The 20,438-nt window shown below is 56.8% G+C and carries 20 protein-coding genes and 2 pseudogenes; 14 read left to right on the top strand and 8 right to left on the bottom strand.

Annotation, left to right across the window (positions count from 1 at the left end):
- The first annotated feature begins 23 nt into the window (after window positions 1-23).
- The 4 genes and pseudogenes from NCHU2750_RS27965 (at window position 24) to trbI (ending at window position 3,292) form a co-directional block, all read left to right on the top strand.
- Entirely contained in the window at window positions 24-686 is a 663-nt protein-coding gene (locus tag NCHU2750_RS27965; protein WP_119945055.1) for a conjugal transfer protein TrbF, read from the top strand.
- 22 nt (window positions 687-708) lie between these two features.
- A pseudogene (trbG, locus tag NCHU2750_RS27960) lies at window positions 709-1,526 on the top strand (P-type conjugative transfer protein TrbG).
- 2 nt (window positions 1,527-1,528) lie between these two features.
- Window positions 1,529-1,975 carry a conjugal transfer protein TrbH gene (trbH, locus tag NCHU2750_RS27955; protein ID WP_119945054.1) on the top strand — a complete coding sequence of 149 codons (447 nt, stop codon included), beginning with the start codon at window positions 1,529-1,531 and terminating at the stop codon, window positions 1,973-1,975.
- Window positions 1,976-1,990: 15 nt separating this feature from the next.
- On the top strand, window positions 1,991-3,292 hold the full coding sequence (gene trbI / locus NCHU2750_RS27950; protein WP_119945053.1) for an IncP-type conjugal transfer protein TrbI: 1,302 nt from the start codon (window positions 1,991-1,993) through the stop codon (window positions 3,290-3,292).
- Window positions 3,293-3,313: 21 nt separating this feature from the next.
- Here trbI and NCHU2750_RS27945 read toward each other — a convergent pair.
- The 3 genes and pseudogenes from NCHU2750_RS27945 to NCHU2750_RS27935 form a co-directional block, all read right to left on the bottom strand.
- Window positions 3,314-3,855, bottom strand: a pseudogene (locus tag NCHU2750_RS27945) (GNAT family N-acetyltransferase).
- The gene (locus NCHU2750_RS27940) at window positions 3,855-4,163 is read right to left on the bottom strand and encodes a type II toxin-antitoxin system TacA family antitoxin (RefSeq protein ID WP_119945052.1); all 309 of its coding nucleotides are present in this window, start codon (window positions 4,161-4,163) and stop codon (window positions 3,855-3,857) included. The pseudogene NCHU2750_RS27945 and the gene NCHU2750_RS27940 overlap by 1 nt, the downstream one beginning before the upstream one ends.
- A gap of 91 nt (window positions 4,164-4,254) precedes the next feature.
- Complete coding sequence (locus tag NCHU2750_RS27935) at window positions 4,255-4,404, bottom strand: hypothetical protein (RefSeq protein ID WP_162939838.1); 150 nt, start codon at window positions 4,402-4,404, stop codon at window positions 4,255-4,257.
- 242 nt (window positions 4,405-4,646) lie between these two features.
- Here NCHU2750_RS27935 and NCHU2750_RS27930 point away from each other — a divergent pair, with 242 nt between their 5' ends.
- A complete protein-coding gene (locus tag NCHU2750_RS27930) occupies window positions 4,647-4,943 on the top strand; it encodes a transcriptional repressor TraM (RefSeq protein WP_119945050.1) in 297 nt (98 codons plus the stop codon).
- An 11-nt stretch (window positions 4,944-4,954) separates the two neighbouring features.
- Here the strand turns inward: NCHU2750_RS27930 and traR are convergent, their stop codons facing one another.
- Both traR and NCHU2750_RS27920 read right to left on the bottom strand, forming a co-directional pair.
- A complete protein-coding gene (traR, locus tag NCHU2750_RS27925) occupies window positions 4,955-5,659 on the bottom strand; it encodes an autoinducer-binding transcriptional regulator TraR (RefSeq protein WP_245480537.1) in 705 nt (234 codons plus the stop codon).
- Window positions 5,660-5,850: 191 nt separating this feature from the next.
- Entirely contained in the window at window positions 5,851-6,852 is a 1,002-nt protein-coding gene (locus NCHU2750_RS27920; RefSeq protein WP_119945048.1) for a class I SAM-dependent methyltransferase, read from the bottom strand.
- A 215-nt stretch (window positions 6,853-7,067) separates the two neighbouring features.
- Between NCHU2750_RS27920 and NCHU2750_RS27915 the strand changes: the two genes are divergently transcribed.
- From NCHU2750_RS27915 to NCHU2750_RS27900, 3 genes are all read left to right on the top strand, one after another.
- Complete coding sequence (locus NCHU2750_RS27915) at window positions 7,068-8,003, top strand: AraC family transcriptional regulator (RefSeq protein WP_245480536.1); 936 nt, start codon at window positions 7,068-7,070, stop codon at window positions 8,001-8,003.
- Window positions 8,004-8,111: 108 nt separating this feature from the next.
- Window positions 8,112-9,299 carry an MFS transporter gene (locus tag NCHU2750_RS27910; RefSeq protein WP_119945047.1) on the top strand — a complete coding sequence of 396 codons (1,188 nt, stop codon included), beginning with the start codon at window positions 8,112-8,114 and terminating at the stop codon, window positions 9,297-9,299.
- 680 nt (window positions 9,300-9,979) lie between these two features.
- Complete coding sequence (locus tag NCHU2750_RS27900) at window positions 9,980-10,870, top strand: helix-turn-helix domain-containing protein (protein WP_119945046.1); 891 nt, start codon at window positions 9,980-9,982, stop codon at window positions 10,868-10,870.
- A 390-nt stretch (window positions 10,871-11,260) separates the two neighbouring features.
- Here the strand turns inward: NCHU2750_RS27900 and NCHU2750_RS27895 are convergent, their stop codons facing one another.
- Together NCHU2750_RS27895 and NCHU2750_RS27890 are read right to left on the bottom strand one after the other, a co-directional pair.
- The gene (locus NCHU2750_RS27895; RefSeq protein ID WP_119945045.1) at window positions 11,261-11,932 is read right to left on the bottom strand and encodes a 4-carboxy-4-hydroxy-2-oxoadipate aldolase/oxaloacetate decarboxylase; all 672 of its coding nucleotides are present in this window, start codon (window positions 11,930-11,932) and stop codon (window positions 11,261-11,263) included.
- A 45-nt stretch (window positions 11,933-11,977) separates the two neighbouring features.
- Window positions 11,978-12,712 (bottom strand): PIG-L deacetylase family protein, encoded by a 735-nt coding sequence (locus NCHU2750_RS27890; RefSeq protein WP_119945044.1) that lies wholly within the window; start codon window positions 12,710-12,712, stop codon window positions 11,978-11,980.
- Between the two features lie 202 nt (window positions 12,713-12,914).
- Between NCHU2750_RS27890 and NCHU2750_RS27885 the strand changes: the two genes are divergently transcribed.
- Window positions 12,915-14,087 (top strand): LysR family transcriptional regulator, encoded by a 1,173-nt coding sequence (locus NCHU2750_RS27885; RefSeq protein ID WP_119945043.1) that lies wholly within the window; start codon window positions 12,915-12,917, stop codon window positions 14,085-14,087.
- A gap of 43 nt (window positions 14,088-14,130) precedes the next feature.
- Here the strand turns inward: NCHU2750_RS27885 and NCHU2750_RS27880 are convergent, their stop codons facing one another.
- The gene (locus NCHU2750_RS27880; RefSeq protein WP_349509042.1) at window positions 14,131-15,510 is read right to left on the bottom strand and encodes an MFS transporter; all 1,380 of its coding nucleotides are present in this window, start codon (window positions 15,508-15,510) and stop codon (window positions 14,131-14,133) included.
- Between the two features lie 189 nt (window positions 15,511-15,699).
- Here NCHU2750_RS27880 and NCHU2750_RS27875 point away from each other — a divergent pair, with 189 nt between their 5' ends.
- The 5 genes from NCHU2750_RS27875 to alr all read left to right on the top strand — a co-directional run bounded on the left by NCHU2750_RS27875 (window position 15,700) and on the right by alr (window position 20,421).
- A complete protein-coding gene (locus NCHU2750_RS27875; RefSeq protein ID WP_119945042.1) occupies window positions 15,700-16,479 on the top strand; it encodes a substrate-binding domain-containing protein in 780 nt (259 codons plus the stop codon).
- Window positions 16,480-17,011: 532 nt separating this feature from the next.
- Window positions 17,012-17,821 carry an ABC transporter ATP-binding protein gene (locus NCHU2750_RS27870; protein ID WP_119945041.1) on the top strand — a complete coding sequence of 270 codons (810 nt, stop codon included), beginning with the start codon at window positions 17,012-17,014 and terminating at the stop codon, window positions 17,819-17,821.
- A 26-nt stretch (window positions 17,822-17,847) separates the two neighbouring features.
- On the top strand, window positions 17,848-18,495 hold the full coding sequence (locus NCHU2750_RS27865; RefSeq protein WP_349509041.1) for an ABC transporter permease: 648 nt from the start codon (window positions 17,848-17,850) through the stop codon (window positions 18,493-18,495).
- A 10-nt stretch (window positions 18,496-18,505) separates the two neighbouring features.
- Entirely contained in the window at window positions 18,506-19,264 is a 759-nt protein-coding gene (locus NCHU2750_RS27860) for an ABC transporter permease (RefSeq protein WP_119945039.1), read from the top strand.
- A complete protein-coding gene (alr, locus tag NCHU2750_RS27855; RefSeq protein ID WP_245480535.1) occupies window positions 19,261-20,421 on the top strand; it encodes an alanine racemase in 1,161 nt (386 codons plus the stop codon). Before NCHU2750_RS27860 ends, alr begins: the two co-directional genes overlap by 4 nt.
- Window positions 20,422-20,438 lie beyond the last annotated feature (17 nt).

Here is a 20,438-nt window from a genome sequence, read left to right as displayed (position 1 = left end):
CACTCATAGACAGGAAGGTCACCATGGCAGCGCCACGCGCATCGGATAACCCGTATCTTGCCGCCCGGCAGGAATGGTCCGAACGATACGGCTCCTATGTAAAGGCGGCCTCAGCCTGGCGGGCCGTCGGCATATTGAGCCTTGGAATGGCCGTGATCGGCTTTGGCTATGCGCTCTATCTAAGCACCCAGGTCAAGCTCGTCCCCTACATCGTCGAGGTCGACAAGCTCGGCAACACGGTCTCCGGCGGCTTCCCGCAGCAAATCGAGTACGCCGATACGCGCGTCGTCCGCGCCACGCTCGGCAATTTCACATCCAACTTCCGGTCGATCACGCCGGATGCCGTGGTTCAGAAGCAATATATCGATCGGACCTATGCGCTCCTTCGCACCTCCGATCCTTCGACCCAGAAGATCAACGCCTGGTTCCGCGCCAACTCGCCATTCGAGAAGGCCGTCAACGCGACCGTGGCGATCGAGGTCAACAATATCGTCGCGCTGTCCAACCAGACCTATCAGATCGACTGGACCGAATATGAGCGCGACCGGAAAGGCAAAGAAACGGCAACCCGCCGCTTCCGCGGGATCGCGACCATTGCGATCACCTCACCACAAGATGAAGCAACAATCCGGCTCAATCCGATCGGTGTCTACGTCACCGATTTCGATTGGACCGCACAGCTGTAAGGGCAGGGCAATGACGGGGACAATGAACAGAAAGGCGCTGGCTGGCATCTTGCTGGCGACCGCTGCGACGATTGCATCAACGCCGGCAGCATCCCAGAGCCTGAACCGGAATGAGGTCAAGGCAACGACGCTGTCAGGGCAATGGCGAGGACAAACGGGGCTCGTCACACGCGGGCCGGACGGAAAGGTGGTCTTCCTCTTCGGCGAGACGCAGCCGCCGGTGGTCTGCTCACCCCTGCAGGTCTGGATATCGAATTGCAGGGCGGCGAGATCGTCCGTGACGTTCTCGTCGGTGATACGGTCCGCTGGAAAGTCGAACCGGCCACCTCAGGGGCCGCTGGCGGGCAGGCGATCCATCTGATTGTCAAGCCGTCGGAACCGGGTCTTGTGACCTCGATGGTGGTCACGACATCCCGCCGCACATACCACATCCAGCTCAAGTCCCATCCGACCCAGTATATGGCGCGTGTCGGCTTTGAATACCCCGAGGACGCTGCAACGAAGCTTTCCGACATCAATGCCCGCATCCAGGCGATGACCGGCCCCGGCGGTGGCGTTCCACCCGAACAGCTTGCGTTCTCCTATTCGCTGAGCGGAAGTGCGCCGTGGCGTCCGAGCCGCGTCTATTCGGATGGCCAAAAGACCTACATCCAGTTTCCGCGCGCGATCTCCGGCCAGGATGCCCCTGTCCTCTTTGTCGTTTCCGGCGGGCAGAACCGGATCGTCAACTACCGCATGAAGAACAACATGATGATCGTCGACTACAATATCGACAAGGTAGTGCTTGTGTCCGGTGTTGGCTGGCACCAGCAAAAGATTACGATCAGAAGGGGAGGGTAACCATGCGCCCGCAAATCCTCTTCCCGGTCGTATGCCTGATCGGGCTTTCAGGGTGCCAGACGGCGACTGACGGCCTGACGACCAGCGCGGCACCTCCCGAGATTACCGGTCCTGCCGCCAGTGCGATCGCCGGCGATATGGCTGGACGCTTCGCCGAGCAGGCCGGATCGACCTCGACACCGATCAGACTGCACAAGGACACATCGGACTTTGCGGTCGCACTCGAGGCAGCATTGAAGGGCTGGGGCTATTCCGTCGTCACCGAGGACAAAGCGACATCCGGAAAGGATGCGGCAAAGCCTATCGAGCTTGCATATTCGATCGCCAGTCTGGATGGGCAGGTCCTTGCACGCCTCTCGACAGATGATCTCGAACTCGGCCGAGCCTATTCCATCACCAACGGCGTCGCGGTCCCCGCAAGCCCACTTTCTCTCCTGAAGCGCAATTGAAGGCGGAAGAGGTTCATGGTCCAATCGCTGCAACTCGGCAATCCCAATCCTTCCGCCGACGACAAGGGTATGAAGCGCCTCAATCGCGTGCCTCTGTTTGTCGGGATCGGCATCGCCGTCCTGTTCCTCGCCGTTCTGGTTTACGGGCTGTCCTCCCGCGGGTTTCGGTTTGGCCAGCAGGCGCCAGAGGAGGCAGGTGGAAATGCGCCGGCCTCAAACTTCGCTGAGCAGATGAAGCGTGGCGTGAAAGACGGCATCATAGGCGACCGGGACGATCCTCCGGCCTTCCAGCCGGCCCCGATACCGCCCGCAGCCGTTCCGACGCATCCCGCTCCTGCGGTAGCGAGGCCTGAGCCTCGTCAGGCACAGCGCCCGCAGATGGAATCGGATGAGGAATGGAACGCACGCATGCTGCGCGAGCAACGCGAGCAGATCGCCCGCGAACAGCAAAGGCAGCGTATGGCGAGCCTGCAGGCTAAAAGTGCAGCACTAGATTCTCCGCTGAAGGTCGACATTTCGGAAGTTGAGAGCAAGGCGACGGCGACAAGTGGGGCATCAAATCGAATGCAGCCGGCCCAACCCGGGGGTGAGGCGTCCGACCTTTACGCTGCTGCTTTGCGGGCAGGCATTGCAGGGCAGTCGGTCGACCAGAACGGCCAGGCCTCCAAGGAGGATTTCTTCAACGCCGACATCAAGGACCTCGGCTATCTGCCCAATCAGGTCGTGCCGCAGCAGTCGCAATATGAACTCAAGCGAGGCTCGGTCATCCCGGCAACTCTGATTTCAGGCATCAACTCCGATCTCCCCGGGCGGATCACGGCGCAGGTCAGTCAGAATGTCTACGATAGTGCCACCGGCCACCTATTGCTTGTCCCGCAGGGGACGAAGCTGTTCGGCCGCTACGATAGCAAGGTCTCGTTCGGCCAGAGCCGTGCGCTGGTTGTCTGGACCGACATCATCTTCCCGAACGGATCGACCCTGCAGATCGGTGGGATGGCGGGAACCGACTCCGAAGGATATGGTGGATTTAAAGACCAGGTCGACAACCACTATTTGAGGACCTTCGGGTCGGCAGCCCTGGTCGCCTTGATCGGTGCGGGTATTGATATGTCGATGCCACAGAGTTCGACCCTTGCCACACAGGACACGGCTTCCGACGCCGCGCGCCGGAACTTCGCCGAGACTTTCGGCCGTGTCGCAGAACAGACGATCTCGAAGAACCTCAATGTCCAGCCGACAATCAAGATCAGGCCAGGCTACCGCTTCAACGTCCTTGTCGACCAGGACATCATCTTTCCTGGGAATTATACTCAATAGTCGAAGGTGACCCGCAGAAATTCATGTAAGCAGCCGCTTGATCGTCGCCACGGACAGGAACAAACGCGTCGGGTCTAATGGAGACGGCAGGAAACCGTATCCAGTGTAGAGTTGCATTCGCCGTTGTGTTCTTTCGACGTCACCACAATCGAGCACGTCAAGGACGGTAATCACCGTGCCGATGTGATCGGCAACGGTCGCTATCCTTTGCAAGCAGTCGGCAAGGAGAACACCTCCATATCCACCGCCTTAAATCGCTGGTCGCGGCCGATCATCGAAATATAGGCGGCAGGGATAGAGCCGTGTCCTGGCCAATTCCGGGAAAATGTCTCCGGGAGATCCTGATAGTCGATAGAATGAGCGTTGATGGCATAAAAGCCGATGATGGAGATCCCGTCCCCTGTCATGACCCAGACGCGAAGATTGTCGGCCTTTGTGAGCTTGTTGGCCGTTTTCTTGATGAAGTTATCGAGTGGGGTCACGCCACACGAAAAAGCCGCTTGGTCGTGCTTGGACGGATCGAGCGGCTCGATGATAAGCTTGGGCTGCGCTTGCTCTGACATCAGCGGGAAACGACAGTCTCGCGGTGACGCGTGAAGGCGTCCCTCGATTGCTCTGTCGGGTCAGCAGGATTGTCGAGAGCCGCAAAAAACGCTGCATGATCTGCAGACTTGAGAACAGTCGCTTCATGAGCGGCGATCGTTTCGATGGCAGAGCGGTATGCCGCATTCATGGTGAAGGTAGAATCGTCCATGCCGGACAATGCTGCTGCCCGATGGATAGCGTCTTTGATGCGTGCCTTCGTTCGGAAATTCATCCGGGCATTATTCGGTTCGTCGATATCTCCCGTGATATCCTTGAGAGAATGCATGGATCCCTCCAGTCCTGAAACTACGGCGCATACGTACGTCAAATAGCCTTACAATTTAAGCGAGGGGCAGATTGTCTTTCCGATGACAGTCTCACAGCCAAATCACCACTCGTGGCGACTGCCACAAAAACAGTTTCGTCTCGGTCGGATCAACGATATCCAGCACGATTTGCGGCCAATCCACGAATTCGAATTGAGAGGAATATTGCCAATCCTTCGGCCAGTAGGGCTCGATATCCATGGGCATGGCGATGACAGCATTCAGGCCGGCATTCTCACTGGTCGCCGAATGTGAAATGTCTTCGTGCAAGACTGCAGTGGAATGGCCGCAGCCTCACGACTATAGATAATTACACCCGCAGAGTACGGCGCCTCCGGTCGATAGTTGCGAATGCCAAACGCCTGAGACGTGGCTGCTTACCACAACGGAACCGCGCGAAACGTTCCAACTCAACCGAACAACCAACAGCTTCGGAAGGAATTATGATCCTAGAAAACAAGGACATCCAGGATGCGACCCTCAGGCCCTTGGTTGGTTTATTGGCCGACACTTCGGAGCCGATCAAGGAACGGCTGACGATCAACGCGATGAAACAGCACCGTGCTTTGGTCGCAACAGCCGAGGAGCTTTTTCAAAATTTACCGGAAAATGTCGGGTCCGAAACAGAGGCCAGTATCGACGCCCATGTCGCCTATCTCGAAGCAACCATTGCGATGCATGCGCAAATGTCAGCCCTGACGAGCCTCCTGGCTATTCTCGGTCGCGTCCCGACCGTATGAGGGTAACTCAATCAAATCAGCTTTCGTCGAATGGCGAGCGCGACGAGCTGGGTATTGTTACAGAGATCATAACGCCGCCGCACCTCGGCAAGCGAAATCCGAACCGTGTTATATTTGACGGCCTCGATCAGGGCTGTGTCCTCGACCGTCTTGCCAAGCTCAAGCCATCGCGCATAGGTTGCTTCCTTTGGACTGAGGTAAATCTGTTCCTCAACGGAAGGTGTTACTCGAAGATAGCCGATCAGCATGTGTAACTGGGCAGCCGCAGATGCTGCCGCAACGGAATCGATTCTCCATTGTTTCGTCTGGACGGGCTCGGAAGAGGCAAATGTCAGTATCGCCAGTGCCCCGTTGGCGATCGGGACCGGAATGGAGATGCCCGAGCGTATGCCATATCGTGCGGCCTCGGCATAAAACCGCTTGTCTTCGCCTGAGAGCTGCCCGCGGCTCGGGTCTCCTGTCCACACAAATGCGCACTGTTGCTTTCGAGCCTGTCTGACCCGAGGATCCATAAATCTCAGCGATTCATGAAAATAGCGCATCTGCCATTCCTCCTGGAAGTTGGAGATTGCGTAGAGATCCCCCGGGCGTAGGTTGAGAAAGCCATATCCGCTGAAGCCGGACTTTTCCGCCAGAGTTGCCAGCGACGTTTTCAGCGTCGCCTGGCTTCGGACAACGGCACTCAAGTCCAAGAGGTTACCAATCAACTGATCCATCCAATGCTCCATGGAAAATCCAGATCGAGCAGAGATATCCGCAAGCGGATGCCCGCGGCCGGGATTTCAACGTTCCCTGCTGTGAGGTCTGTGGTCACGGCGGCGCGGACGCCCCCCTTTCATGCCTCCAAACGAGGAGGCGGATCCGCGAAAGGAGAGCGCCGACCGTTCTGAAACACCGAACCGGTTTGTTACGTTGGCAGACGGCGGCGCCTCATCCAGCTTGCGAGATCGCAATAGGGTCTGGGCTCGTAGACGTATTCCACCGGTATCGCCGGCTGCATCATGGCCGCGAGATACCGACCAAGGTTGTCCCCGTCATTGCTTGCTGCGAGCCCATAGAAGTTGCCGCTATTCCACGTCACGAGGCAGTGATCAAACTGAGCGTATATCGCCTCGGCCATTTCGGTCAGCGACACCTCGCACTCGTGCATCGTGTTGAGGACAAGCTCGGTCTTGCGGGCAATTTCGTCCGCACCGAAGTAATGGGCCTTGAAGCCGAGGTTTTTCTGTTCTTCGCGTGCCTGATAATCGAGCGGATCGGCAGCTCGAAATTTTTCCAGGAACAGTAAGATGCCCCCGGGCTTGAGGTGCTGCGAGACAAACTCGATCTGCGCAAGGCGATTGGGGGAGTACATCTGAAATGTCGTATCCTCCAGAATAATGTCGAACCCATCGGCGAAGTGGGCCAGGTCGGCGGTTGATCGCAGATGCTCCTTGGTCAGACGATGAAACGGCCCGAGGAAGAAACTTGCTCCAAGAGGCTCGCCAAATGCCATGAAGCATTTGTAGTTCTCTTCGTTTGGGCTGCAGGCGAGGGACTGGATCTTGCCGCCGCTCATCTCGGATACGACCCGAGCCATCGTCCCTTCAGCCGTTCCGAGGCTGTAAAATTGCAGATCACCTGACCGCATCTGGCTGTATCGGAGCAAGGCGTGCGCCATGCGGCATTCCTCCTCCAGACGATAGGGTATGCTCGCGTGATAGTGCTGATCGAAAAAACCCTGGCGGCGCGAATGAAGCTGGATGAGCCGGTGAAGAAGATCGTCATTGGGCAGAAGCCGCATATCGACTGCTGGCTTGCGCGAGGGGAAGCCACTTTTACCCGCCGCAGTATCGGAGAAGAAACCCGTCAGTTCGTTCAGTCGCGGGCCATTATCGCATTCTTGAAAAAAATCGCTGAAATCCTGCATCGCAATACACCTGTTCGAATGACATCACGGTGCGACGCTGGTCCAGTTATCTGTGGAATTCCTCGTCTATGAGCGAGGCCGATCCGCCCGACACGCAGCGTGCATTCGGACGCTAGACCCGCGAGAAAACTCCTGCTTTCGAGGATCTGCCATTATGTCACAAAAGTGCCATCATCGCAGCTCGCGGTTCATGTCTTGTTGCCGGACAACCTCAGATGCGCTCTTATATGATTGGATTGCCAACACATTTTCCCGAGGCCGTGCAGATAGTGTCACAGACAGACGAGTTCCGGCCAGAGGACGTTCGCCGGGCCACGCAGCGAACACTGGTCCATAGATATATGGATTGGGGTACGGTCCGAGCCGATCTCGTCAAGCGGACTGGCTTATTTCGCCAGGAAACATTGCTTGCGCCCAAGCACCACGTGATCATGATCAATCTGATGGGTGACGCAAAAGTCGGCGAGGATTTCATTGATGGCAAAAGGGTCACCTTTACACCCCGCCGCCCCGGTTCCATCGTCTTCGTGCCGGCCTGCCGCGAGTGGCGGGGATGGGATGAAGGAGACAGGACTGGCTCCTATTTGATGGTGGCAATCCGCCGAGCTTTCGTCGCGAAATTTTTCGGGATTGATCATTTCCCTGATCTGAAACCTGTCCTTGGTGTGCGCGATCCAGCGATCGAATCCTCACTCCAACTGATTGCAGCAGAACTCGCCCATCCGGATCCCATCAGCAGGATGATGGTGGAAAGCCAGGCCATCCAGATGTTCGTGAATCTGGCACGGCTGCGCCTGCTTGCCCTCGAGCCGGCAAAGGGCGGACTGTCAAGTTTTGATCTGCGGCGCACTGTGGCGACCATAGAGAGCAGGGTGGCTGATCCACCGAGTTTGGACGAACTGGCCCAAGAGATTGGTCTCAGCCAACGCCAGTTTTTCCGGGCGTTCAAACAATCAACCGGAAAGACGCCACACGCCTATATGCTCGAACATCGGCTTGAACGTGCTGCCGATCTTCTTCGAACAACCGATCGCCTGGCTATCGATATTGCCCTGGAATGTGGCTTCGCAAGCCCGAGCCACTTCACGACGGTGTTCAGGAATGCCTTCGCGACAAGCCCAATTGAATTTCGCCGAAACTGGCGGCGCTGACAATGCGCAAAGTTTTGGCACGAATTGGCAACAATGGCACGATTTCGAAAGCGGTTACTATCGCCACGCAATAGTCTGCGAGGCACGATCTAGTTTCAAGGGCTATAGATGGCTCGGCTTCGCCGGATATCGGCCAACATTCTTGATATCTTTGGATGCCATTATTTCCGCTGGTTTCTGGCATGCACGTTCATTTCTTCCATGGCGCGCAACGGCTATGCAGTGGCATGCACCTGGATACTCGTCGCTGACGGTGGAAGTTCAGCCGTTGCAGCCTTCATCGCAATCATCAGCCTGACCGAATTGCTCGTTAGCCCGATAGCGGGATGGATCTGCGATCGTTTTGACCGGCGTGGCGTTTTCATCGCAGCAGACAGTATCCGGATGCTGACCGTTGCCTTGCTGACCGTCACCAATGTCGAATGGGCTATCTGGTTGTCGGCGATCGTATTTGCGGCCTGCGATCGCGCCGCTCTCACGACATCGCAGGCGATGATTCCTTCCCTGGGTAGACATCTCCCATCCAACACCTCCAACTCGATTTGCTTCTTCAGCATGCAGGCTGGAAGCCTGACTGCGGCCGGCCTTGTCGGAATATTTCTGTCGATGAGCTGGGAGACGGCTGCATTCGGCGCAATCAGTGCGGCCTTTCTTCTGTCGGCTATCTGCATGCTAGCCGTGACTAATGTTTCGGCCGTGGCGCGTTCTGCGACTTCTTCCCCACCCATATCGCTTCGGATCGAACGACAATTCATCCGTCTGGGGTCGATCTTCGCACTTCTCTATGGCGCGGGCACACTCGTCAGCATCCTCGCAGCCAGCTTTGTTGCCGACGAACTTTCGGGTGGTGCACTGGAATTCGGAGGGCTCGAAAGCGCCTGGTCGGTCGGCTCGATTCTCGGTGCCATTCTGCTCATCCCCTTGGCAGCCTTCGCGCGACGCCCGTCCTTGCTGATCATCATTCTGGCCTTCACTGCGGTACTGTTTGCGAGCCTGAGATGGTCGGGCTTGCCGGCGTCGCTTCTCATTTTTGCCGGCGTCGGTACGCTCTATAACCTTGGCCGCGTCGCGATCGAAGTGACCCTGCAGGCAACCGTCCCGCATTCGGCACTTGGACGCGCGAAAGGCACATTTCATTGTGCCGGCGTTGCTCTCGGGTTGGCACTATTCCTCGTCATCACCCTGAGTGTAGACCGTTTCTCTCCGTCAACGGTGTTCATGCTCTACGGGGCACTCCTGTTGACGGCGGCTATTTTCCTGGCTGCGTACCGCCCGGACGGCGGCAAAGCAGGCTGAGAAGTTGAAGCCACCGGGGGGCCGCTTTCCCGACACCTGGAATACGCAGCTTTCGTCTTACAGCTGGCGCTAAATAGTCGCAGTAGCTGTCATTTCTGTCACAAAGAACTGGCGACAGCTGCCAGCATAGACTATTCTATACACGAGGCAGCACGTACTGCCTTGGGGCTTTGCAACCCCTACAAGCGACTGGTGCTGGTCGATACAGCATCAAACTCTCTGACCTTTCGGGTCGGGGAGCCTGTGGCGTATGTCCAGGTTCTCCGGAACTAAAGGCCTCAGGGCTGTCTTGTACAGTTGCAAACTCCCCGATCATTCGGAGGTTTAGTGAGTCTATCGCGGGGACGCACCGCGACAAACTCTCTCGACGGGGAGTGCATGATGAAACACCATAATATCTCTCAGAACCAGCGGCCGCATCCACTGGAAGCCGCGATGGGAACGTCCTGCGCGACTGGATCTCTCGTCCGGCGCCCTCATATTTCTGGGCACCTACGATCACAGCTGAATGTGGCTGGTAATACTTCCGGGTTTGGCACGCGTACTCGACCACATCTCACACGTTGTGTTCGACAACGCACTCCATCGGCGCCTGCGATCGATCGACAGCGTTGCGACCGCAAGGCGGCAGGAAAGCTATCATTCCGCTACCGGATTCACTTCGTCATGGAGGCAAGTCTATGACCGGTCAATTCGCGATGCAACATTCAAACCTCAAACGCGGATCGTGCCGGACAATTTCACGCCGAAGCCGTACTTGGCGGTTCATCGACGCCGAAATCGTCGAGCGAACCGGGCTCGGGAAAGAAGAGACCGCCGTCCTGTCGGACCGACACCTCGTTGTTCTCAACCTAAAAGGCGCTTCCGAGCAGGGCCAATATACCTTGAATGGTCGGAGCGCGACGTTCGTTCAGCGGCGACCAGGCGCTCTTCTGTTCATCCCCGCCGGATGCGATTGGCGGGGCTGGGAGGCAGGCGCATCGACAGCCGCCTATCTTTCGATCTCGATAGATCCAACGTTGATCGCCACCCTCTGCGCCGATCTGCCTGATCGCTCGGCTTTGACCTTGTCGCCCGATCTTGGCTTCGAGGATCCTGTGATCATGAACGCCGCCCAAGGTATTGCCGGAGAAATCACCACCCGAAACCCGCTCAGCATGATGGTGACCGAAGCCTATATCGCGACGATCTTCGCCCAGTTGCTCCGGAAAGACCGGCATACTGTTTCTATGCAGAAGGGCGGCCTGACAAGATCACACCTCCATCACATCCTCGAACTCATCGATGAGAATGCAATATCGGAACTCTCGCTTTCAGAGATGGCTGACCAACTCGGTCTCAGCGTTCCACATTTTTGCCGGGCATTCCGGCAGTCCGTTGGCTATCCTCCGCACACGTTCATAGTCCGACGAAGGATCGAACGGGCCCAGGGTCATCTCCGCAGCACGGCATTGAGCATAACGGACATTGCGCTGTCCTGCGGATTTTCGAGCTCGAGCCATTTTTCCAATACCTTCAGACGCATAACCGGGATGACACCTCTGGATTATCGAAGTAGGTGGAATTGGTAGCTCACAGAACAATTGCGCGGATGGCGGCCAACTGGATTTGACGGTATCAGCGCAGTTCACCCGTCGTCGCTGAGGCCGTGCCGTGGCGTCGCGCTTATACTCAATTCTACGACTGTCCAGATGCGTCGAACGTGGATCGCGACGCGGAAATTTCGATTGCCATCGCCGGTTCATTCTGAAGGAAACGACGAACCTACGCTTGATCGCCGCCCCCTCGACCAATCATCAGTTCGACAAGAAAGCCACAGCACAAAGGTAATGTTTTGCGGAGGGATAACGATAGGGTTGTCACTGATCACACGCGTTTTAATGCCAACGCATATAAGAATCTGTCCCTGACATCCGACTTATATGACACGCCTTCCAATCGACCAAACCAGGACTGGTTATTTAGACGTACCTGAGCCCTTTGCGCTCCAGGGCTGGACGCATGTCATATATGTCGAGGCCAAGTTCTCCGGCAGACAACCGCTTACGTTTGGCCTCTTCGTTGGCGACGCGTTTCTCAGCCGCTATCACAACTTCGTCGGCCTCCGCACGTTTTACGACGCAGACGCCATCGTCATCTGCGACGATAATGTCGCCTGCATCCACCGACGCTCCTGCGCAAACGACTGGAATGTTGACCGACCCCAACGTCTCTTTCACCGTACCCTGTGCAGAGATCGCCTTCGACCAAACAGGAAACTGCATTTCCTTGAGATCACGGATGTCGCGCACGCCTGCATCGATAACCAGACCGCGGCACCCACGTGCGGCGGCCGACGTGGCCAGAAGGTCGCCGAAATAACCATTGTCGCATGGAGAGGTCGGCGCCAGCACAAGGATATCGCCCGACTTCAACTGCTCAATGGCAACGTGAATCATCCAGTTGTCTCCCGGAGGCACCGATATCGTTACGGCCGAGCCAGCGATTTGTGCGCCAGCATAAATGGGGCGCATATAGCTTGCCAACATGCCTTTACGGCCCTGCGCTTCATGCACCGTTGCCACACCGGCTTTCGCCAGCCTGTCTATCAAACCTTGCTCGGCGCGAACGATGTTCTGGACGACGACACCCATGTCACTGCTCCAATATCAATATAGCTCTGTCTTGTTGTGAGATCTTCAGAGTTCATCCACAGTCCGCGGGAATACGGACTGAAACCCTTCCGCGTACTTTGTTGCCCGCCCCCCAGATTGCCCGCCGGAATTGCGCTGGAAGTGGTTGGCACGGTTTTGCGCCACGCGTGTATAGAACTCCCAAAGATGTTCCTGTCCCTCCATACACTCGATGGCGGCACGCTTCTTCTCCCAGACGTCGCTAATGTCGAGAAACACATCCGGCTTCCACCCCATCTGCTCGGTCTGGTGCGGCTCAAACAGATAAAGTTGCGGCGCGCCGAGCACCTTTTGCCCGGGGTTATGCCCCCAAGCCTGCGCAATCATCCTCGTTTCAAGCGCGATCTGAGTGGCATACATGTGATCGGTATTATAGGGGTCATACTGCGAGTGGCTGAGCATGAAGGATGGCTGCACGTCGCGGATGACATCCACCAAGCGGTCTTTGTTTTCATCCGTCATGCGCAACGGATAATCCCCGAGGTCAAAGCAGATCAATTTATGAACCCCCAATGCCTTTGCGGCTTTCTCAGATTCCGCACGGCGTGCCGCCTTTACCCTTTCGAGTGTCATACCCGGCACCTTCCACAGCTTGGCGGATTCACCTCGTTCGCCGAACGAAAGGCAAACGACAGTCACCTCATAACCCATCGCCGCATGCAGCGCGATCGCGCCTCCACAGCGCCAGACAAAGTCGGCGGCATGCGCGCTGATGACCAGAGCGGTTTTCTTTTCGGCCATGAAATTCTCCTTCGCGAACGACTAGAATTAGATCCCCCGTCCTCGTCTTTCACAATTCGAAATCACCGCATCCCGATAATTTTTAGCTATAGCATTCTGGAATGCCTTGCTATGCGTGGCAGCATCTATAGCTTCTTCTTATCGCGCGCGTCAGTGTAGTCGATAGTTTCGCCTGACCACTCGACCATGTTGGGAGCAATCCGTGTTGTATAACCTGCGTCATCTCAGGGTTTTTCTCGAGGTCGTCGATCACCACTCCGTCACTCGCGCGGCAGAGATCTGTAACCTCTCACAGCCTGCGGTGACCCAAGGCCTTTCAAAAATAGAAGGATCTCTGGGCGTCAGCCTGTTCACGCGTACACCGCAGGGATTGTTCGTCACGCCTTCGGGAAACGTTCTTGCCAGACGTGTACGCCGAGCCTTCAACTATCTTGATCCTGCATTGAAGGAGCTCGGTCCCCGACTGCATATCGTTGCCACAGCTTCACAATTGCAGGCATTGATCGCAGTCCGCGAGAGCCAAAACTTCACGCTAGCTGCTAGGCGTATGGGGCTGGCACAACCGACTGTCCATCGAGCGATCGGCCAGTTGGAGCAGGAAGCGGCGCGTCCTCTTTTCGAGCGAACCGCATATGGCATCGTTGCAACGCGTTTGACACAAGCACTAGCACAGGCCGCCCAACTTGCCTTTGGCGAGTTGTCACAGGCCGAAGTCGATCTTGCCGACAGTCTGCAGGAGGAGGCCGGTCGGGTCGTTGTCGGAGCAATGCCGCTGTCACGTTCTTTTTTGCTGCCGCGAGCGATTGCAGCATTCCGGCAGGTCCGCCCAACAACTCCAGTCCATATCGTCGAAGGACCGTATGCCGACCTGCTCGCTCGCCTCCGCTGTGGCGAGATCGATTTCCTGATCGGGGCGTTACGGTTTCCGGCGCCTATTGGGGATGTCGAGCAGACGGAGCTATTCAGCGACACACTGGCCGTCGTAGCGGGAAACCATCATCCGCTGGCCGCCCAAGATAATATTTCGATCGAGCTACTGGCGTCCTACCCATGGATAGTCGGCCAGAAAGGAACTCCACTTCGCGGACACTTCGATGCGCTATTCGAAACGGCTGGGCACGTGGCTGCGAGCATTATCGAGTCCAGTTCACTGATCCTCATGCGTGAATTATTGAGCATCACCGATCATCTGGGATGTATTTCCTATCTTCAGGCTCAAGCCGAGCTTTCTCGCGGGTTGCTGAAGGCGTTGCCACTTGATCTCAGCCACACCGCGAGGCCTATTGGGCTGACACGGCGTCTGGACTGGATGCCAACCAAGGCCCAGACGCAGTTCCTGGCGCTGGTGTCTGATGCCTGCACCGCCGCAGACTAGACAGTCCGTTGAATACCTCGATCCGCAACGGACTGCCGATTTCTTATAAAGCAGGATGACCTTCGTCTTTTCTGGTGCCTCCCTGCGCTTCCAGCGCATTGTCAGCCAAATTGGTTCCTTGAGTTTCAGGCAAGGCAATGGCAGCGAGGAACGCCACGCCGTAAGAACATAGCGCACAAATTCCCATCGCCGTTCCCAACGGCAAGGTTGCAGCGACCATTCCAACCGTCGCAGGAACAACGGAACCGAAACCGCGCCCACCGCTCAGACAAAACCCCTGACCATTTGCCCGGATGCGCGTTGGAAATAATTCCGAGAAGGTTGGAATCATCCCTGAGGCCAACGCGGCTTGGAATGCCCCGAGGAAAAAACTGAGTGCAATCGTGAGGCCGGGCCCGATCGGCGCGAGCAGGTAAACGCCTGCGTTGACTGCTTGCAAGATAAGGAATGTGATAAAAGCGCCGCGCCGCCCCATCCGGTCAGCCATCCAACCATACAAGAGCGGCCCGACCAGCGAGCCGAGAATATTGAGGCAGAGATAAGCGGCACTCGTGGTCACCGACATGCCGAGCGCCGTGCGCAAGTAGGTCGGCAACCACGTGATCATTGTATATGCACCGCCGAAGATACCGGTCGACATGATTGCAGCCGTTATCGTGCGGCTGCGGTGAGCCTTCTCGAAAATCGACCAGAATGGCTGCGGATCGCCATCATGTGCGGTTTTGGTCTTCGTGAATATCTCTGATTCCGGTACCAACCGCCGGATCACGAAGACGACGAACGCAGGCAATATGCCGATCGCAAAGAAAACGCGCCAACCTATCTCCTCGGGAAAAATTGATGATATGATCGGCAGCAGGCCGACCGAGATTGCATAGCCAACCGCGTAGCTACTTTGGATCGACGCTGCTACCCGACCGCGCAACGCTGGCCTGATCACCTCGCTGATGAGGACGCCACCGACGGCAGCTTCTCCGCCATAGCCGAGACCTTGCAGGAAACGAATAATAAACAAATGCGAGAAACTGCTTGCCAGCGCGGATGCCGCTGTCCAGAATGCGACCCAGAAAATGGTCCATTGCAGGATGCGAATGCGGCCGAAACGATCCGCCAAGATACCTGCGCCCCATCCGCCAGCGGCTGCGCCAACGAGCGCCGCAGTCGCCAGATAGCCGGCTTCGGGGCGCGTTATGCCCAAAGTAGCGATCAACGCGGGGATCACCAGCGCATAGATCGTCGAGTCCATGGAATCGAGACCAAAGCCCGCAAAGCATGCCCAGTATGTGCGGCGCTCGGTCGTATTAAGATCGGAATACCAACCGAGCCTCATGCCGCACTCCCCTCGATAGAATACTGCGCCTGCAATCGTGCTTTCAAAATGATAATTGAAGTGGTGGCCGTCCAGCCGTACGAAACGAAGCATGGGCGTCCGGAATTGTCATAGATCTGCATTGGATCCTCCTTCCAGTAGGTGCTATTTGGCGCCACGCCCGCAAATCGTGCTAATTTAAATTTAGTGTGCTTGGATAAGTTTTTGCTATAATGGAGTGCCAGATTGCTCGGTCTGCCCTAGACATGCCTCAACGAGGTGGTGGCACAGGAGGATCGAGAGATGTTTGTGCAAGGGAAACTAGGGCGCATCGCTCTTGTCGTTGTGCTGATGGGAAACACGGCGAAAGCTGATGATTTGAACGTGCTGATCTCGGGAGGTTTCAGCGCCGCTTACGAACCTCTCGTGGCGGCGTTCGAAGAGAAAACGGGCGTGCATGTCGTAACCGTCCATGGTGCATCGATGGGTTCGACGCCTACATCCATACCCAATCGGCTGGCTCGAGGTGAAGCCGCTGATCTGGTCATCCTTGCGTCACCTGCACTTTCGGATCTTGTCAAGGCAGGCGCCATCGATGGCTCATCGATTGTCGATCTCGCGAAATCGAGAATCGGTCTGGCAGTAAAGGCCGGGGCTCCTAAACCAGATATTTCAACGAAGGACGGGCTCAAGTCGGCATTACTTGCCGCAAATGGCGTTGTCTATTCGACCAGTGCAAGCGGTGTCTATCTGACAACCACCCTGTTCCCGAAACTCGGAATCGCAGAGCGATTGAAGACCACCGGCAGGGTGAGCGCAGATGAGCCAGCTGGTGTCGTGGTTGCACGAGGCGAAGCGGATGTAGCGCTCCAACAGATAAGTGAGCTCAAGCCTGTTAAAGGGATCGATATCGTCGGCCCCATTCCGGACAGCGTTCAGTTGGTCACGGTTTTTTCGGTCGGCATTCCAACAACGGCCAAGAACCGGCAGGCCGCCAAGGCTCTGATCGACGCAATGACTAATGCAGAGGCGGCGCCCATCATCAATGCAAGCGGTATGGAAGCAATACCTGTTCCTAGGTAGGCTTCGCTCGGCGATATCACGATGTTGGTGGGTGGCGTAGCCTTGAATATGCCCAAGGAAAACGACACCCATTGACCGGCTTTCAGAAGCCTCCGAAGATATGGACGTTGCTGCAGAATAAGACAGCTTTTTGGTCTTTATCGCCCGCGGGGCGGCACCCTGACCTTTCTGCAGCTTTCCTGTCTACCGAGGGCTCCCCGCATGTTTCGTCGGCTTTGTAGCAGCGCCTCTAGAACGCAAGTATCGCATTGGCCGCCCACCACATCCGATACTTCCGTCCCCTGATTGAGAGCATCTTTTGATTGGGGTATTATACTGTCCACCATCGAGCCTGGGAAGCATCGGAGAAGCTATCACCCAGTGCGTCTACGAAAATCGGGATTACTCAAATTGGTCGCCGAGGCTCTGGCCTCCTAGTAAGATTACGAGACTGACGTTCATTGATTTCATGATCAGATGCTTCAACTGCGTCAATCCGATGCAAGCGTTCCTCTAGGTAACCAAGGCACCCTCTAAGAAAAATGAGGGGCACATGAAACAGAATAGTCATGCCGGAACCAGCCGGTCAGGTCCGCATCACCCATCAACCACCCTCCGTGTCATTGACGTCAAAAAGCGGTTCGGGCCGGTTGAGGTCCTAAAGGGCATTTCCCTTTCAGTGAAGCGTGGCGAGGTCATTTCCCTCCTGGGCAGCAGCGGCTCTGGGAAGAGCACCTTCCTACGCTGCTTGAACTTTCTCGAAGAACCATGCGGCGGAGAGATTTGGATCCGGGGTCGACAAGTCTCCGCGCATCGCCGCTCTGCAAGCCAGCGTCAGATCAACACCCTGCGCACGTCGCTCGGCATGGTATTCCAGCATTTCAACCTCTGGCCACACAAGACCGCGATCGAAAACATTATCGAGGGACCGATCCACGTTCTTGGGTTGCCACAAAAGGTGGCAATTGAGCGTGCGTTGGCATTGCTCAATACAGTGGGAATGGTCGAACATCGCAATGCCTATCCGACTCATTTGTCTGGAGGACAGCAGCAGCGGATCGCAATCGCACGTGCCCTGGCGATGGAGCCGGACATCCTCCTCTTCGACGAACCGACTTCTGCACTTGATCCGGAACTGGTCGGCGAGGTCCTGAAGGTGATTCGCACGCTCGCCGATGAGGGACGAACAATGCTGATTGTAACCCACGAGGTCGGGTTTGCTCGGGAGGTCTCCGATCGCATCATCTTTCTGCATGCGGGTCGGATCGAGGAGGAAGGCAGACCAGATCAGATCCTGCTGCAACCATCTTCACCGAGGCTGGCTCAGTTCCTTGCTCATCGCCTCCAGGGACGAAACCTATGATCGGACTGTACAGCTTTGCCGATCAATTGGCGGCCGGCGCGATTGTCACCCTGAAAACGGCCGTAACCAGTCTCATTCTTGGCATCTGCGTCGGTATTTGCGGGGCGATTGCCAAGCAGAGCGCGTCGTCTGCGACGAGAATTCTGGCAGATCTTTATACGACAATCATTCGTGGCGTGCCCGAGCTGCTGATCATCCTCATCCTCTATTTCGGAGGAACGGTTGCCTTGACCGCGATGGCCGGGAGGTATGTCGAGGTGAATGCGTTTGCCAGCGGCGTCTTCGCGCTGACAATGGTTTTCGGCGGCTATGCCACGGAAGTTTTCAGAGCGGCGATTGGAGCCGTGCCGTGCGGACAGCTCGAAGCGGCACGAGCACTCGGTCTGCGAGATGCATTGATATGGCGCCTCGTTATTTTCCCGCAAATGTGGAGATACGCAATTCCAGGACTCGGCAATCTTTGGCTCACTCTGCTCAAAGACACCGCACTCGTCTCCGTTGTCGGCCTTGACGACCTCATGCGAAAAACGACGGTTGCGGCAGGCGTGACCCATGATCCGCTGACATTCTACAGCGCCGCAGCCCTCATCTATCTGCTATTCACCTCGATCTCCATCATCGGCCTGAACCTCTTGGAACACCGTGCGAGCCGCGGCATCCGGATTGTCTCGTGAGGTCGATGCGATGAACGTCTCTCTGATTGTCGACATCATGCCACAACTGGTCCATGGCATGATCCTCACCATCTGCCTGACACTGGCCGCCGTCGTCATCGGCGCCGCCGTCGCATTACCATTGTCCCTGATGCGGGCATCGTCCTCGGCGGCCCTGCGTTATCCGGTGCTGTTCTATACCTACGTGTTCCGCGGGACGCCTCTGCTGGTCCAGCTGTTCCTGATTTATTATGGGGCGAGCCGGATCGGTTGGGTTCGCTCCAGCATGCTGTGGATGATCCTGAGGGATCCGATCTGGTGTGCCCTCATTGCCTTTGTCTTGAACCACGCAGCCTACGCGACCGAAATCCTCCGCGGCGGCATACGTGCTGTTCCCGTCGGCGAGGTTGAAGCCGGAAAGGCTGTCGGCATGTCTTACATGTTGAGGACAAGGCGGCTGGTTCTGCCCAGAGCAATCCGACTGGTGCTTCCGATGTATGCCAACGAAGTCATCATGCTGCTGAAATCAAGCTCGCTGGCGAGCACGATCACCATCATGGAGATCACCGGAAGTGCCCGAAAAATTGTCGCCCAGACCTTTGCGCCATACGAGGTCTTTATCGCTGCGGCCGTGATCTACCTTGGCCTATCCTTTGTAATTATGCAGGGCTTCAGGTTGGTCGAGGCCTCTTTTTCGACGAGCGAAACACGATCCAGCCCTCTCAAGCGTTGCACATATCCGCGCCGTTTCGCGTGGATAAAACCTCGTCCGCGGGAGGCCCGGAGATGAACCGGATGGTCGCTCGAAACACCCCCAAAGATGCCGCTGAACCGACGAATGAAGCCCGCGCGAGAGGGTGTTGGTATCAGATCGACACCGGCGCCATCCGCGACAATTATCGCCAGCTGCGCCGAAACGTGCCCTCGGATGTGAAGATTTTTGGCTGCCTCAAACGCAATGCCTATGGCTGCGGTGCAGGCCAGACTGCCATGACTTTGGCACAGGAGGGCATCGACGGATTTGCAGTATCGGCGATCGACGACGCGGTCGCCATCCGTCGGGCTGGCGTTTCGCGACCGATCCTTCTCTATCCGGGAGCAGGCATTGCTGACGCGCCGATCATCGAAGCCTTGGACCTGACGGTCAGCGTTTCCAGTATCGACGAATTGAGGCAATGGCGCTCGGTTCTGCCCAGAGCGCGAGCCTTCATTAAACTCGATCTCGGCTTCTTTCGCGCTGGCGTCACGCCAGCCCGGTTGCCGGAGCTCCTTGATGCAGCAGAATGTGACCCGGGCGCTGAGGTAGTGGGCATCTACGCTCACATGAGTGAGCTTCCGTCCTCTCAACCGGACCAGGCTCAGGCACAACTCGCGCGTATGCACTCCGCCCTCAGGAGCATCCAGACACTCGGCCACGATTTGCCGATGATCATGATGTCCAGCACGGAGGGTGTATTGAGCCATCCGGAAATGGACTTTGATGCAGTTGACCCGGGCGCGCTCCTGTTCGGCATTGCTGAGACGACAAGGCACGTTCGCCCGATCATGCTGCAACCAGCGTTGATGACAATCACCGCGAGACTGGTTTCGGTTAAGCGCATCGATGCGTCACTCGGCCCGCTCCCTGATATCCCCGGCATGAAGCCTGGAATGGTGCTCGGCGTTCTCGCCATGGGTTGGGGAGACGGCCTGCCGAGGGAAACCCCGTGCGGTTCGGTCGGACTTGTCCGAGGCCAGCGTGCCCGGCTCATCGGCCCCGCCCACCTTGAACATATCCGCATTGACCTCACGGGTATACCGGATGCGCGCTTTGGCGATGAGGTCGTCCTGCTTGGGCGTCAGGGCAAAGAGGCAATCACCCATGCCGAGATCATGTCCCGCTGGAACACCGATCTTATCGGTCTCTATGCAGGCCTCAGGGATCACGTCCCAAGGGTCCATGTCTAAAAATCCAATCCACAAAA

Origin of the sequence: Neorhizobium sp. NCHU2750 (genome assembly GCF_003597675.1) — a bacterium.
Classification (GTDB): domain Bacteria; phylum Pseudomonadota; class Alphaproteobacteria; order Rhizobiales; family Rhizobiaceae; genus Neorhizobium.
This window is presented reverse-complemented; position numbering and strand designations above follow the sequence as displayed.

Coding starts and splice junctions, on each gene's coding strand:
- NCHU2750_RS27965 (WP_119945055.1), top strand. CDS start 24: ATGGCAGCGCCACGCGCATCGGATAACCCGTATCTTGCCGCCCGGCAG.
- trbH (WP_119945054.1), top strand. CDS start 1,529: ATGCGCCCGCAAATCCTCTTCCCGGTCGTATGCCTGATCGGGCTTTCA.
- trbI (WP_119945053.1), top strand. CDS start 1,991: ATGGTCCAATCGCTGCAACTCGGCAATCCCAATCCTTCCGCCGACGAC.
- NCHU2750_RS27940 (WP_119945052.1), bottom strand. CDS start 4,163: ATGCATTCTCTCAAGGATATCACGGGAGATATCGACGAACCGAATAAT.
- NCHU2750_RS27935 (WP_162939838.1), bottom strand. CDS start 4,404: ATGGATATCGAGCCCTACTGGCCGAAGGATTGGCAATATTCCTCTCAA.
- NCHU2750_RS27930 (WP_119945050.1), top strand. CDS start 4,647: ATGATCCTAGAAAACAAGGACATCCAGGATGCGACCCTCAGGCCCTTG.
- traR (WP_245480537.1), bottom strand. CDS start 5,659: ATGGATCAGTTGATTGGTAACCTCTTGGACTTGAGTGCCGTTGTCCGA.
- NCHU2750_RS27920 (WP_119945048.1), bottom strand. CDS start 6,852: ATGCAGGATTTCAGCGATTTTTTTCAAGAATGCGATAATGGCCCGCGA.
- NCHU2750_RS27915 (WP_245480536.1), top strand. CDS start 7,068: ATGCGCTCTTATATGATTGGATTGCCAACACATTTTCCCGAGGCCGTG.
- NCHU2750_RS27910 (WP_119945047.1), top strand. CDS start 8,112: ATGGCTCGGCTTCGCCGGATATCGGCCAACATTCTTGATATCTTTGGA.
- NCHU2750_RS27900 (WP_119945046.1), top strand. CDS start 9,980: ATGACCGGTCAATTCGCGATGCAACATTCAAACCTCAAACGCGGATCG.
- NCHU2750_RS27895 (WP_119945045.1), bottom strand. CDS start 11,932: ATGGGTGTCGTCGTCCAGAACATCGTTCGCGCCGAGCAAGGTTTGATA.
- NCHU2750_RS27890 (WP_119945044.1), bottom strand. CDS start 12,712: ATGGCCGAAAAGAAAACCGCTCTGGTCATCAGCGCGCATGCCGCCGAC.
- NCHU2750_RS27880 (WP_349509042.1), bottom strand. CDS start 15,510: ATGCTTCGTTTCGTACGGCTGGACGGCCACCACTTCAATTATCATTTT.
- NCHU2750_RS27875 (WP_119945042.1), top strand. CDS start 15,700: ATGTTTGTGCAAGGGAAACTAGGGCGCATCGCTCTTGTCGTTGTGCTG.
- NCHU2750_RS27870 (WP_119945041.1), top strand. CDS start 17,012: ATGAAACAGAATAGTCATGCCGGAACCAGCCGGTCAGGTCCGCATCAC.
- NCHU2750_RS27860 (WP_119945039.1), top strand. CDS start 18,506: ATGAACGTCTCTCTGATTGTCGACATCATGCCACAACTGGTCCATGGC.
- alr (WP_245480535.1), top strand. CDS start 19,261: ATGAACCGGATGGTCGCTCGAAACACCCCCAAAGATGCCGCTGAACCG.